This window comes from Streptomyces sp. NBC_00286, from assembly GCF_036173125.1.
Taxonomy (GTDB): Bacteria; Actinomycetota; Actinomycetes; order Streptomycetales; family Streptomycetaceae; genus Streptomyces.
Genome location: NZ_CP108054.1, coordinates 6,963,113 through 6,976,914 on the forward strand (window position 1 = coordinate 6,963,113; position 13,802 = coordinate 6,976,914).

At 69.9% G+C, this 13,802-nt stretch carries 8 protein-coding genes; 5 read left to right on the top strand and 3 right to left on the bottom strand.

The window, feature by feature from the left end; translation table 11 throughout:
• Nucleotides 1–176 precede the first annotated feature (176 nt).
• The 5 genes from leuA (at nt 177) to OHT21_RS31640 (ending at nt 6,411) form a co-directional block, all read left to right on the top strand.
• Nucleotides 177–1,898, top strand: a complete 1,722-nt coding sequence (gene leuA / locus OHT21_RS31620; protein WP_328771677.1) for a 2-isopropylmalate synthase — start codon at nt 177–179, stop codon at nt 1,896–1,898.
• A gap of 371 nt (nt 1,899–2,269) precedes the next feature.
• A complete protein-coding gene (locus OHT21_RS31625; RefSeq protein ID WP_328771678.1) occupies nt 2,270–2,980 on the top strand; it encodes a TerB family tellurite resistance protein in 711 nt (236 codons plus the stop codon).
• A 57-nt stretch (nt 2,981–3,037) separates the two neighbouring features.
• Nucleotides 3,038–4,183 carry an effector-associated domain 2-containing protein gene (locus tag OHT21_RS31630; RefSeq protein WP_328771679.1) on the top strand — a complete coding sequence of 382 codons (1,146 nt, stop codon included), beginning with the start codon at nt 3,038–3,040 and terminating at the stop codon, nt 4,181–4,183.
• A 165-nt stretch (nt 4,184–4,348) separates the two neighbouring features.
• Nucleotides 4,349–4,528 (top strand): hypothetical protein, encoded by a 180-nt coding sequence (locus OHT21_RS31635; protein ID WP_328771680.1) that lies wholly within the window; start codon nt 4,349–4,351, stop codon nt 4,526–4,528.
• Nucleotides 4,528–6,411: an HEXXH motif domain-containing protein gene (locus OHT21_RS31640; RefSeq protein ID WP_328771681.1), complete on the top strand. Its 1,884-nt coding sequence runs from the start codon at nt 4,528–4,530 to the stop codon at nt 6,409–6,411. Before OHT21_RS31635 ends, OHT21_RS31640 begins: the two co-directional genes overlap by 1 nt.
• Nucleotides 6,412–6,496: 85 nt before the next feature.
• Here the strand turns inward: OHT21_RS31640 and fxsT are convergent, their stop codons facing one another.
• The 3 genes from fxsT to OHT21_RS31655 are packed head-to-tail and all read right to left on the bottom strand — an operon-like array spanning nt 6,497 to nt 13,697.
• Nucleotides 6,497–10,993 (bottom strand): FxSxx-COOH system tetratricopeptide repeat protein, encoded by a 4,497-nt coding sequence (fxsT, locus tag OHT21_RS31645; protein WP_328771682.1) that lies wholly within the window; start codon nt 10,991–10,993, stop codon nt 6,497–6,499.
• The gene (locus OHT21_RS31650) at nt 10,990–12,045 is read right to left on the bottom strand and encodes a MoxR family ATPase (RefSeq protein ID WP_328771683.1); all 1,056 of its coding nucleotides are present in this window, start codon (nt 12,043–12,045) and stop codon (nt 10,990–10,992) included. Before OHT21_RS31650 ends, fxsT begins: the two co-directional genes overlap by 4 nt.
• The gene (locus OHT21_RS31655; protein WP_328771684.1) at nt 12,042–13,697 is read right to left on the bottom strand and encodes a VMAP-C domain-containing protein; all 1,656 of its coding nucleotides are present in this window, start codon (nt 13,695–13,697) and stop codon (nt 12,042–12,044) included. Before OHT21_RS31655 ends, OHT21_RS31650 begins: the two co-directional genes overlap by 4 nt.
• Nucleotides 13,698–13,802 lie beyond the last annotated feature (105 nt).

Consider the following 13,802-nt stretch of genomic DNA (forward strand, 5'->3'; position numbering starts at 1 on the left):
GATACGAACCCTCGCTCGGAGCCAGGCTCCGCTAGCATTCTTCGCATCATGCGTTTCGGGCTGCTTCTCCTTAGCTGCCGCGGCGAGGGCCTGTAGTCGAGGCCGACCCCCTCCCCGCGGAGTCTGGCGTTGCGCCGTCGGCCGTCCTTCCGGACACCACGAGGAGCCCACGCATCATGGCGAACCGCCAGCAGCCCACGTCCATGCCGATCCACAAGTACCGCCCGTACGACCAGGTCGACATCCCCGACCGCACGTGGCCGGACAACCGGATCACCGTCGCCCCCCGCTGGCTCTCCACGGACCTGCGCGACGGCAACCAGGCCCTGATCGACCCCATGTCGCCCGCTCGTAAGCGCGAGATGTTCGATCTGCTGGTGAGGATGGGCTACAAGGAGATCGAGGTCGGGTTTCCCGCTTCCGGGCAGACCGACTTCGACTTCGTACGGTCGATCATCGAGGAAGAGGGCGCGATCCCCGATGACGTCACGATCTCCGTACTGACCCAGGCCCGCGAGGACCTGATCGAGCGGACCGTCGAGTCGCTGAAGGGCGCCAAGCGCGCCACCGTCCACCTCTACAACGCCACCGCGCCCGTCTTCCGCCGGGTCGTCTTCCGCGGTTCCAAGGACGACATCAAGCAGATCGCCGTCGACGGCACCCGGCTGGTCGTGGAGTACGCCGAGAAGCTGCTGGACGAGCGGACGACCTTCGGCTACCAGTACAGCCCCGAGATCTTCACCGACACCGAGCTGGACTTCGCCCTGGAGGTCTGCGAGGCCGTCATGGACGTCTGGCAGCCCGGCCCGGACCGCGAGATCATCCTCAACCTGCCCGCCACCGTGGAGCGTTCGACCCCCTCTACGCACGCGGACCGCTTCGAGTGGATGAGCCGCAACCTGTCGCGGCGCGAGTACGTCTGCCTGTCCGTGCACCCGCACAACGACCGCGGTACGGCGGTCGCGGCGGCCGAGCTGGCGCTGATGGCCGGCGCCGACCGCATCGAGGGCTGCCTGTTCGGGCAGGGCGAGCGCACCGGCAACGTCGACCTGGTGACCCTGGGCATGAACCTGTTCTCGCAGGGCGTCGACCCGCAGATCGACTTCTCGAACATCGACGAGGTCCGGCGGACCGCCGAGTACTGCAACCAGATGGAGGTCCACGCCCGCCACCCGTACGTCGGCGACCTCGTCTACACCTCCTTCTCCGGCTCCCACCAGGACGCCATCAAGAAGGGCTTCGACGCCATGGAGGCGTCCGCGAAGGAGCAGGGCAAGACGGTCGACGACATCGAGTGGGCGGTCCCGTATCTGCCCATCGACCCGAAGGACGTCGGCCGCTCGTACGAGGCGGTCATCCGGGTCAACTCGCAGTCCGGCAAGGGCGGTATCGCGTACGTCCTGAAGAACGACCACAAGCTGGACCTGCCGCGCCGGATGCAGATCGAGTTCTCGAAGATCATCCAGGCGAAGACGGACGCCGAGGGCGGCGAGGTCACGCCGAAGGCCATCGGGGAGATCTTCCGGGACGAGTACCTGCCCAACGCCGAGAACGCCTGGGGCCGTATCCAGCTCAAGAACGGCCAGTCCACCACCGACAAGGACGGCGTGGACACGCTGACCGTCGAGGCCGAGGTGGACGGCGTCGAGACCACCCTGGTCGGCACCGGCAACGGCCCGATCTCCGCGTTCTTCCACGCACTGCAGGGCATCGGCGTCGACGCCCGGCTCCTGGACTACCAGGAGCACACGATGAGCGAGGGCGCCTCCGCGCAGGCCGCCTCGTACATCGAGGTCGCGATCGGCGACAAGGTGCTGTGGGGGATCGGTATCGACGCGAATACGACACGCGCCTCGCTGAAGGCGGTCGTCTCCGCGGTCAACCGCGCGACGCGATGAGCCCGACCGGCACTTGGAGGGTGGGAGAAGGAGCGGGGGCGATGGGGGTCCCCCCGCGCGAGCGAAGCCGAGCGTGGGGGAGCGTGCAGCTGCAAGGCGGAGGAGGGAGTGATGGCGGAGCCATCGCGACCGACGACAACGCGGCAGATGTGCGTGCCAGACCCCGCGACGCCGCCCTCCAAGTGCCGGTCGGGCTAAGCCCGTTCACCTGCTTTTCTCCGGCCCCGTCCGCCCCTTCGGCGGGCGGGGCCGCGGTGCGATAACCGGCCATGTCGCCGAGTGGCCTCGTACGGGGTACTGACTCCGAGTCGACGATGTGGCTAACATCACGCCAGCGCGGCGATGGTGCCGCGGGGTCAGGGAGGTGCCACGTGCTGCCAGGATGGGGACGAAACGGCCGGTTTGTCCGCGCTCGCGCGCTCGGCGTTTCCCGCGTCCTGGGAACCCGTACCGCGTGGACCACCGTCGGCGACGGCGAGTTCTTCTGCCCCGGCTGCGGAGGCGACCGCAACTACCAGCGCCTCGCGGGCCGCCGCCGCTTCACCCTGCTCGGCATGCCCGTCCTGCCGCGCGGCGCCACCGGACCCGTCGTGGAGTGCGCCGCCTGCCGCCACCACTTCGGCGCGGACGTCCTCGACCACCCCACCACCACCCGCTTCTCCGCGATGCTGCGCGACGCCGTCCACACCGTCGCGCTCGCGATCCTGGCCGCGGGCGGCACCTGCTCCCGTACGTCCCTGGAGACGGCCGCCGACGCCGTACGCGCGGCCGGCTTCGAGGACTGCACCGAGGACCAGCTCGCCGCGCTCGTCGAAGCCCTCGCCGCCGACACCGGCCGCGTCCACGGCGGACCCTGCGGACCGGGCCTGGCCATAGAGCTCCACGAGGCACTGGACCCGCTGGCCCCGCACCTCGCCCCCACCGGCCGCGAGTCGATCCTCCTCCAGGGCGCTCGCATCGCCCTCGCCGACGGCCCGTACACCCCCGCCGAACGCGACACCCTCGCGACGGTGGGCGCGGCGCTGACGATCTGCGCCGACGAGGTGACGCGGCTGCTGGCTGCGGCGCGTACGCCGTCCTAGGGCGGATCGACTGCCATACCGGCGAGGGAGCGGATTGATTTCGGGGACACTCGGCTCATGAACCCGGCGCAGGGGGAGCCGTCAGCCGCTCGGGCGCTGCTGGTCGCGGTCGAGACGTACGAGGCCGGGACCGCCTGGAACCTGGACGGCCCGGTGCGGGACGCGTTGGCCCACCGCAGCTGGCTGCTCGGACAGGGCTTCGCTCCGGAAGCGATCACCCTGCTGGTGTCGCCGCTGCCGGAGAACTGTGTCCTGCTCCAGGAGGCGGGCGTGGAAGAGCAGCCGGCCGACCGGGAGAGCGTGCACCGGGCCCTGTTCCGGGAGCTGGCGGAGACGGCCAGCGACTGGCTGTTCGTCGCCTGGTCCGGGCACGGACTGGTCGACCTGGACGGCCACCGGCGACTGGTGTACGCGGACGCGGTCGGCCGCGATCTGCGGAGTCTCGACGTGGAAGCCGCCCTTGCGGCGTTCCGCTCCGACATCGCACCGGCGCACCCGCGGCAACTGTGGCTCCTGGACGCCTGCCAGACTTTCACCGACGCGGCCTCCGCGGCCAACGCACTGCGGCCCGACCCCGTGCCCCGCGGCCGTCTGCGCGCGGTACGGGAGCAGCAGGTGCTGTTCGCCTGCGGGCCCGGCGAGGCTACGGGCAACCGAGTTCCGGGTGCCGGGGCGGGGGACGGCGTACCCCGTGCTTCAGGTGCCTTCAGTTCGGCGGCCCTGGCTCTGTTGCGCGCCCACCCCGAGTGGCGGCACGACGCGGCCCAGCTGGCCGCCGCGCTGCGGGAGGAGTTCAGCGCGGCAGCGGCGGGCGGTGAGGCCGCCGTTATGCCGACGTCGCTCTGGTTCGAGGGCGCGGGCCACACGACCCGAGCGGAAGTGAGCCGGGCCGCTCCCCGGCGGCGGCTCGGCCCGGCGGACCACCGGCGGATGTACGACGCGCTGGCCGACCTTCCGGTCATGCAGGACCCGGGCCTACGGGCCGCGGTCATCGGACATCTGCCGCTCGAGATCTGCGCCAGTGTCCCTCGCTCCCCGGTGATGCGGATCGAAATCCTCGCGCTGATCAGGACCTGTCTGGTGTTTGAGAACGGGTTGCTCCACCTGTGGGACGCGGTGTCACTGCTGGATGCCGGAACGCTTGCGCTCTCCGAGCTGGAAACCGTTCTGCGTGACTATCCGGAGTGGTTCACGCCGTTGTGAGCCTTCTGGTACCGCAAGCCGGACGGCTGACAGACCTGTCGGGGGTAACCGGCCAACGGGCCCACCAGGCTGGCTGGTTGACGATGTTTCCGCCGACGGAGGCTTGGGACATGATGTAAGGGCGGACTGAACAGGGCTCGATTCCCGGGGGAGGTCTACCGCAGGATGGAGAAGCCGGAAAGTGCTGTCAGGTCGGACCTGCCCGACTTGACGGGCACCTCTCTCGAGGAGCTGCGCGAGCACAGCAGCGACCACCGGGAGAGAGCGAAACAGCGGCTGCTCAAGACCATCGGCAGGCCGACACGAAGCGCCTCTCCAGGGACCGGCAACAGCTGGGTCGTGTGATGACGCAGGCTTCGGGGGCGGCGCCGGACACAGAACCGCTGCACCGGTTCACCTCTCGGCAGTTCGAGAGTCTGATACGCGGAGAGGGGGACGCGGACGCGCTGACCGCCTTGGTCCTGGCCGAGCGCAGTCACCGCCTGCTGGTCCTCGACCTCGTCATGGACTCCCTCACGACCATGGCGGGTGTCGGCAGGCCGTTGCCTGCCCCTCAACGAGCCTGGAACCTGCTGGCCGACACGCAGCGCATCGCTCCGGCGGTCGTCCAAGAACTGCTGGATCTGCCCGAAACGGGCCTGTGGGCAGGGCAGTTGCTGCAGCGGCTGCGGGCACCTCGGCCCACTGAGCTGCCCCTCTGGGCCGACGTGGGGCACCTGCACTGCATCGCTGCGGCGGCCGCGGTCCGCGCCGGCCTGAGTTTCTCCTTCCCCGTGCCGTCCGTTGAGGGCAGGGTCGATCTCCCTACTCTCGGCCAGGCCCGGCTGCCTTACCAGGCGCCGTGGGAGACCGCCGTGCTGACCTCCCACAAGGGCGGTGTCGTGCTGACCTCCGCGACCGGCACCCTGCAGTTGCCCGGCCCGCTGGGCCGCCGGGCGCCAGGATGGCTGCCCCTGTACCGCGACGAGGTCCGGCCACCGGGAGCCCCGGCTGTCCGCGTCACCCTCGACGACTTGGGGCGACACCGGATCGTCCCGCCTCCGATGGGGGCTGCCCGGCGTCTGCCGGCTGGCGCGGCAGCAAGGCTGACCAAGCTGATACAGGAGGGTTGCGACCTGCTGGTGGAGGCCGATCCACCGTCGGCCGTGACCGTGGGGGCGCTGCTGCGCACCGTCCAGCCCATGCCGGCTCACGAGGCGTTCCGGGTCCGCAGCGCGAGCAGTTCCCACGCGGTGGGTGGCCTGGCCCTGTCCTGGCCCGACTCCGAGCTGGCTTGTGCGGCGGCCATCGTCCATGAACTCCAGCACAGCAAGCTCAACGCGCTCTCCCATCTTGTCCCGCTGTTCGAGGAGGGCCCGTTACCTGGGCGGCTCTACTACGCCCCCTGGCGGGACGACCCGAGGCCGTTACCGGGCATGCTCCAGGGGATCTACGCGTTCACCGGGGTCACCCGCTTCTGGCGTGGCCGGACTCGGCTGCCCGCTGAGCGGTACGAGCCGCTCGACTGGTTCGAATTCGCCTTGTGGCGAGGTCAGTTGGCGAGTGTTCTGCCGCGGGTCACGGCCGATCCGGAGCTGACGGCGGCGGGTCGGCGTCTGCTTGTCGCGGTGCGGTCCACGGTGGCGGGCTGGGCGGCCGAGTGCCCGGTGACGACAGCGGCCCGGGAGGCTGTAGGCCTCGCGCAACGGCTGGCCGCCGACCACCGTGCCCTGTGGCGCCTGCATCATGTGCGCCCGTACCCCGTGGACACGGACCGACTGGCCGCAGCCTGGTTGCGGGGGGACGAGCCCGTGCTGCCACGCCGCCGGCAACAGGTCCGAGCGGAGCGCAGGCAGCGGCATCTGGACGCGCGTGCCGTGCTGGCCCGTATTCGGCTCGTCGACCCTGTTGCGCTGGTCAAACTCCGGGACGTCGCGGAGGAGGCCGACGTGCCGGGGGTGACGGGCGCGGGTCGGGCCGATCTGCTCTGGGCGACCGGCGACCCGTCCGCCGCCGCGGAACACTTCACCCGGACTGTCGTTGACGGCACAGCTCCGCCAGCCGCCTGGGCGGGCCTGCGGCTGACGTTGGAAGAGACCGGTCGCTCCCCGGAGGCGGTACGTGCCCTGGGGGCCGTTCCGGAGGTAGTCGGCGCTGTGGCCCGTGCCGTCCGTCGGCGCACCAGGACGCGAGTGGATCCGGTCGGACTCGCTCACTGGGTGGGGCGAGGCCTCGGCGAGGAGGTCTGACGAAGTCTCCTTCCAAGGCCGCCGGGTCGTGCCCGGCTGCCTTGGCGGCTCCCGAATGTGTTGTGCCGGGCTTCCGGCACAGGCCCTACAGGTGCATGGGATCGATATCGCAGTTCGCCCGTCGCCAAGCCAGCGCGTCCTGGTAAGCGGGATGAGCGCTGCCCAGCTTTTCCTTGATCGCCTCAACCGCTTCCCTGTGCAGAGACGCCGCCTCCTCGGACTGCCCCAGGGCCCGCAGATCGGCCGCGAGGTTCGCCTGCAGCACGAGTGCGGTGGGATGCGTGTCGCCCAGGTAATCCCGCACTTGGTCGAGCGTACGTTCGTCCAGGTCACGCGCCCGGGCGGCCTCGGCTTGCGCGAACAGGTCGTTGGCCAGGTTGATCGCGGTGATCAGGGTGCAGGGATGGGTGTCGCCCAGAGATTCCTTGAACCGGATCAGAGCGGACTCGTTGAGCTTGCGGGCGGCGTCCACCTGGTCCAGGAGCCTCAGCGTCACGGCCAGGTCGACGTCGGCCGAGACGGTGTGCGGGTGATCGGCGCCCAGTGTCTCCGCGAACAGCTTGCGGGTGCGCTCGCCGAGCTTCAAGGCTTCCTGGAGGTCCCCGTTCTGGCGCAGGTCGATGGAGAAGTTCAGCGAGATCTGTAGCACGTCCGGCGCCCGGTCGCCGTACCGCTCGGCCAGCGCCGCCAGTGCGATCCGCGTGTTCTCGGCTGCCTCCGCGTGCATGCCGGCCTTGCGCTGCGCGACGCCGAGCCGGGCGATGGCCCGGTATGTCATGGGGTGGGAGTCGCCGTACACCTCCTTGGACTTCTCCACACCTTCTTCGCACATTCCCAAGGCCTGGGTGTACTCGCCGAGTTCCTGGCGGTCCAGGGCGACCGAGGCTTCGGAGCTCAGGGTGATGGGGCTGTCGGCGCCGAACATCTGCACCCGGTGGCGCCAGACCGCCTGGTCCAGTTCCAGCGCCCGCCGGAAGTCCCCGTTGACGCGCAGGCACACCGACAGGTTGAAGGCATGCAGCAGGGTGTCGGGGTCGTCGTCCCCGAAGGCGCGCACCGCCCGGTTGTAGACGTCCTCGTCGAATTCCAGGGCGCCGCGGAAGTCGCCGCGCACCCGGCGGTCGCTGGAGACCTGGCCCTTGACCCGGAGGTACTCCTCCTCCAGTTCGGACCCGGCCGCCTCCAGCGTGGCCAGCATCCGCTCGCCGAGTTCCGCGGCCGCGCTGTACCGCCCCATGCGCCACATCACGAACCGCAGGTGTCGGCCCAGGACCAGCGTCTGTGGATCGCCTTCACCGAATCGCTCGCGCCAGATCGAGTAGACCTGGCTCGCGAAGTCCAGGGCAGCCGCGTGATCTCCCCAGTAGAAGAGGTATTCGGCCACGTTGTAGACCAGTTGCCGCACATAGCGGTGGGGCGACTCCAGGGCTTCGGAGACGATCACGTGCGAGTACAGCTCACCGAAGCGCACCCAGGCCCGCGGGTCCTGGGGGTCGCTCGGCGCGTTGGCGGCGAGCAGCAGATGCGCCCCGTGCTGGAAGCGCTCGCGCTGCTCCTCCGTCATCCGCGCCTTCAGCACGGCCTGGACCAGCCGGTGCATCTGGATCGAATTGGTCCGGTGATCGATCTTGGCGAGGGAATAGCGATTGATCTCGCGGATGGCCCGGCTCAGTCGAATGGGATCCGTGAAGATGACATCAAGTTCCGGCGCGATGGGATCGGCCACTGCGTTGGAGAAGAACTGTCGGGAAATCGGCTCCGGCGCGAAATAGGAGCACAACTGGAGAAGTTGCAGGGCGCCAGGGTTCTTGGTCTCCACGTGATCGAGAGATACGTTCCACGCTGTGGCGACCGTCTCTTCGTACTGTGTGGGCGGAGAGACCGCCATGAGTTCTGCGCGCTTTTCTTCAAACACCCTCAAGTATTCGGCAGGGGGCATGCCCGTCTCGGCGCGCCACGCCGAGGCCTGCTCGACGGCCAGCGGAAGGTCGCCGAGGACTTCGGCGAGCATGTCGGCCTCTTGGTCGGTCAGATCGGGATTACGCCGCCGCAGCAGCTGGATGCTCTCGGAGCGGTCGAACACGTCGACCTCCAAGGGGTGAGCGAGGGTGTTCCACTGGGGATTGCGTGAGGTCACGATCACGGAACCGGTCGGCCCGCCCTCGAGAGCGCTGGGAAAATATTCCTGCACCGCGTTCGGGCTTTCCGCGTTGTCGAAGACCAGAAGCCAGTTCCCGTACGGAACTCCGGTGCGCAGGGCTTCCAGGACCGCGGGTACCGCGGTGATGGCCTCGGAACTGACCGGGAGATGCATTCTGCGGGCGAGTTCGACGAATGCCTGCTGAATCTGGGTCGGGCGCTCTGCTGGAATCCACCAGACGAGATCGTATTGAGCGGCATGCCGGTAGACGAATTCCAACGCCAGTTGTGATTTGCCGACACCGCCCATGCCGTGGAGGGCGTGGGGCAGGACGGCCGTGGGACCCGATCGCAGCCCCTGCTCCAGGGCGACCAGGAGCTCGTCGCGACCGGTGAACACCAGGTTCCGTGGTGGCATGTTCCCCCAGACAGTGGGCCTGGACGGACGGGGACCACCTGCGGTCAGATGCTGATCGTGCCCACGTTCGGACGCGGCGGGGACCGTGCTCACTGATGATTCTCCTTCTCCTGGATCGGCGTCTGCCGTGCCGTCCAACGCCTGGGTGCCGAGCGGGAAGCTGTCGCGCGATGACTGCGGCATACCCGAGAACGACGGGTCTGCCGGTTCAGCAACGCGAGGTTGGGCCGAATCGACCACAGCGGCCGACACTTTGGGGCCCTCAGGGCGCCCTCCGAAGGGGCCGCGCACGTCCTCCAGCGCGTCCAGTTCTCTCGCGCGGGGGCGGTGTGGTCCGCTCAACGCGTGCAGGACGGCCCGCTCGACCTCCCTGAACTCGCGGTCCTGGCCGCGCGCGGGGGTCGCGCTCGCCTCCTGTCCTCGGAGGTAGGACAGCAGGTCCTGCGCGGCGGCGCTGCGGGGGGCCAGGAGTTCGGCGGCCTGTTCGATCACGTGCTCCGTGGCGTTCCGTGAGCCGTAGGCCAGTAGTTCCTCGCGCACTCCGGGGGCGAAGACGAAGGACAGCTGGTCGTCGTCGTACCACAGGAGTGGTGAGACCAGGCGGCTGAGAAGGAACTCCGCCATGTGCTCGGTGCCCAAGTGGGGCATGGTGCGCCGCTGGACCTCGGACATCGTGGGCAGGTCCAGCTGGATCGCCGCCATGTGCGTAGCCAGCTGGAACGCTTCGGGGGACGCCCAGCCGCGGAACATCGCGACCTGCTCGGCGGGGTCGGACGACGACGTCGGCGCCGGTGGCGCCGGCCGCGCGTGCACGGTGGTCAGGACGGCCGCCAGCTCGACGTCGCGCGGCTCGTCCGCTCCCACGAACCGGGCCCATGGCTCCAGCCAGTCCGGGTCAAGTTCGAGTACCGGTACGGGCACGGTCGTTCCCCGGCCGGAGCGGGACCGTAACACCCCGGAGAGTGCCTCCGCCGGCTCCCAGGAGGGTCGCCGGTCCCCGGCCCACGGGCCGGACGCCCGCAGTCTGATCCAGGACGGATTCAGGCCGGTACGGTGCCACAGCCGCTGGGGCAGCATGTGCAGTACGGCCACCGGCTGCCGCTTGCCCCACAGCGCGAGTAGCCGTTGGGCGGCGCCCGACCGCCAGGCGGGGGCGGCCCCGTCGGTCAGCACGAAGATGACGGACCGCCCCGTCGGGTCGACCAGACTGCGCGGAGAGGCGGTCCGGGCTTCGAGGGCCGGGCCGGGCAGTGACACGGTGGCGCGCTCGGCCGAACTTGCGTCCAGCGACAGCTCCATGACGTCACGGAACCCGCCGAAGCGGCGGGCGATCTTCGCGAATTGTTCCGTGGCGTCGCGCCACACCGCCATGTGCGGCGCGCCGTCCACCAGCAGCACCGCCCGCCAACGGCGCTCCGCCGTGGGACGGAGGACCGGTGGCAGGGGCAGGGCCAGCGCGATGCGTTCCGCGGTGGCCTCCTCGTTCAGTTCGCTCGCGTACGCGGAGGCGACGGCGGTACGGAACGCACGCAGCGCCCGCCCCACGGCCCGGGCGTTCGAGCGCCACGTGGTCCGGGAGGCGGACCCCTGCGTGGACACTGGTTCTGGCACGCGGGACAGCCGACGGCGGTGCTCGGCGGCGGGCACGGACGGCTGGGCGTCCACCCGCGCCACTACGCTATTGAGCGTGGGGTCTTCGTCCGGGGCGTCGCCTGGTGTTCCCGGGTGCTCGTCGGGCCTGCCGCTACCGTCGGGCCCGGACGGGGCTTCCGGCTGGGCGGGTGCGGATACGGCGGGGTCCGGCACCGGGCCCGCCGGGTGGCCAGCCTGCTCGCCCTCGTCGGCGGACCGATCCGGCACCCCGGTCAGCCACGCGTGTTCGCTCGCCACCCACACCGCATCGGCCACTTCCCAGGGGTGGAGGCGGGTGAGGGGCTGTTGTTGTTCCTCGGCCAACGGCGCACGTGGCCCGTCCCGCCCGCGCACGGTCCGCCCGTCCTGCGCGGGGGAGGGATCGTGAGTCACGCCGGTTCCGCCCCTTCACCGCCGAGCGGGTGCCAGATGGCCTCCAGCAGGTCTGTCCACTCATCTGCCCCGCCTTCTTGCGCGGGCTGGTGCGCATAGTGGCCGGAGGTCACCAGGTGCGCCGCGTTCAGCAACTGGTCGGCGGCGAGCCCGCCCACCCGCTCGCTGCGCCGGAGGAAGTCACGGATCAACTCCTCCTGACGGGTACCCAGCCGGTCCCCGAAGTGCGCGGCCACCAGCTCGCCCAACGCCGCCGCGTCGGGATCGGGCATGTCCAGCCTCAGACACCGGCGCATGAACGCCTCCGGGAACTCCCGCTCGCCGTTGGACGTCATCACGATGACGGGGAAGGCGTGGCAGCGCACCACACCCGCCGTGATCTCCGCCGTCCCGCCCGGATCCGCCGTGTGGACGGTCGTGGTGGGCTCCTGCGGTTTCACCCGGGCCAGGGGAGGCACCTCGTAATATCCGTCCTCGAAGAGCGTGAGGAGGTCGTTGGGCAGATCGATGTCGCACTTGTCGATCTCGTCGATGAGCAGGACTCGAGGCAGCCTGTAGGGCAGCAGCGCGGTCCCCAGCGGGCCCAGCTGGACGAAGGCGCCGGTCCCCGCCGACGTTTCCGCCGCTCCCGGCGGGCCCTGTAGGGCCTGCGCGCGCCCAATGGCGTCGTACTCGAAGATCCCCGAGGTGAGCGCGGTGCGGCTGGTCACCGCCCAGTGAAGAACCCGCCCCAGGCGTAACTCCCGTGCGATGCGGTAGGCGAGGCCCGATTTTCCGACGCCTGGGCGCCCCGTCACCAGCAGCGGCCTGCGCAGGAGCAAGGCCGCGTTGACCAGTCGTACCTCCTCCGGCCGCGGACGGCGCTCCACTCCCGGCCGGCCGAGCCTGCGGTCGGCCTCCTCGTCCTCGGGTGGTGCCGGCATCACGGGCGGAGGGCTGAACATGCGCCACGGTGGCCCGGTCGGCCAAGTCCGCTCCTCGTACGGGATGTCTGGCACCGGGGCGCCGGTGCCCTTGTAGAGAGGCCCTCCGTTTTCCAGCGGCGCGTTCAATCGGTCCCCCCTACAAACGTGGCGGGAGCGCTCGGTCCCCCGTCGAGAAGATGCTCAGGGTCGTCCCAGATCATGCCCATTGAGCGGATCGCCTTGGGGTCATGCGCGGAAGGCCGGCCGGCGGCGGCATCGGTCTTCCACTGTTGCGCGAGCCGAGGAAGAGCGGCCAGCCCATCTTCGGCCAAGGCTTCCCGCACCGCGGCCCGACAGGCGGACGCCGCTTCGTCCTCACGGTGGTACATCAGTAAGGGCACTCCCAGGTCCAGGGCCAGGCTCACCTCCTGTATGCCCAACTTGCTGTGATCCCAAGGCGGTTGGCACAAGAGCATGCCGACCACATCATCGTCGCTGCCGACTACCGCGTCCAGTCGTGCCAGATGCTCGGAGTCGGTGAGCGTCGGCTCCGGGGCACACTCGTGCACAACGCGCCGGGTGTGCTCCAGGTTGCTCCCGTTTTCCCTCCAGTGTGTCCAGCGCGCCCGCCATGCGCGGTGGAATTCGCGCCGCTGCACGCGATCCAGACTGTGGACGGACACCCGGTACGTACTGAGCAGCGGATTGGCGTAACCGCGGGCCGGATCGCGGTCCCACCATTCGACCGGCTCGTTCAGCAGTTCCAGAGGCAGGAAGAATTCAAGGGCCACGAGTTCCGAGCGGTTATGCCAGAGCGCTGACATCCTGGTGAGTAACTCGGCGACACAGGAGCCGAGTTGCTCACGGGTGGCAGGCGCCTGGGGCTCCGCTCCGGGTTCCCGGTGGAGCGTGGGGGAGTTCGCGTACTTCACGCACGCCGACACCTGGTAGCGCGGGATCCGTGCGGCCCGGCGGCGCCCGGTACTGGGCTGGGGCGTGCGGTCGGTGGCCACTCTGATGTACAAGCGGATGAGGGGGCGTCCGTCCGGCGCGGTGTGGTCCTCCCGTCCAGCCTCCGCACCGTCGTCCTGGGGCCTGTCGGCCGCGCCGCCCGCCGGGTCGGCCGCGCTGATGCCGACTCCCTCGTGCCGGCGGGCCGAGTCCAGCCGTCGGCGCAGCCCCCGTAAGCCGTCGGACCCGTCCAGCAATCCCCATTCCCGTGCGAAGTGGTCGTTCCAGGTCCGTATCTCACCCACCGCCGCGGCCAGTTCGGGGCAGTGCGCCAGGTGCTCGAGGAACACCATGCCCGGCGGCAGTCCGCCGACTGGTGAGTTGAGGTCGGCAAGGTGGACGAACGCCTGCCACGGCGTCCCGCAGTGTGCGGGCAGGGTGCGGCGCCCACCGGTCGACAGGGAGACCAGGGAGGCCAGTTCGGGCAGCCGGGGCTGGAGTGCCTGGCGCAGGGAGGACCAGTTCCGCCCTCCGTATACGTGATGTGCCCACCACTCCTCCAGTAGGGGCTGCAGTTGCCGGCCCACCGCCGGGGCCACCAGCTCGGTGGCGCGGACCAGCTCCTCCAGCGCACCTTCCTGCCGGGCGCAGGCCCGCACCACGCTCAGGAACTCCTGGTGCGGAACGGAGTAGGTCTCCTGCGGCAGCCCGTCCACCGCTTCGTGGACGAACTGCCGCCACAGCAGGCGCCCGCCGTCCTGCATCAGACCTCCGGCGGGTTCCTCGAGTATCGCGACGATCGCCGCGATGAGATCGAGCTGGATGTCATCGAACCTCTGTCTCGCCACGCGCGTTCCCTCTCGCACCGTGGTAGGGATGCCAGGCTGGGCACTTGGTTGAATACCGGCGGAAACGCCTCAGGAAACGGGCCGCACCACAGCGGCCGCGAAGAA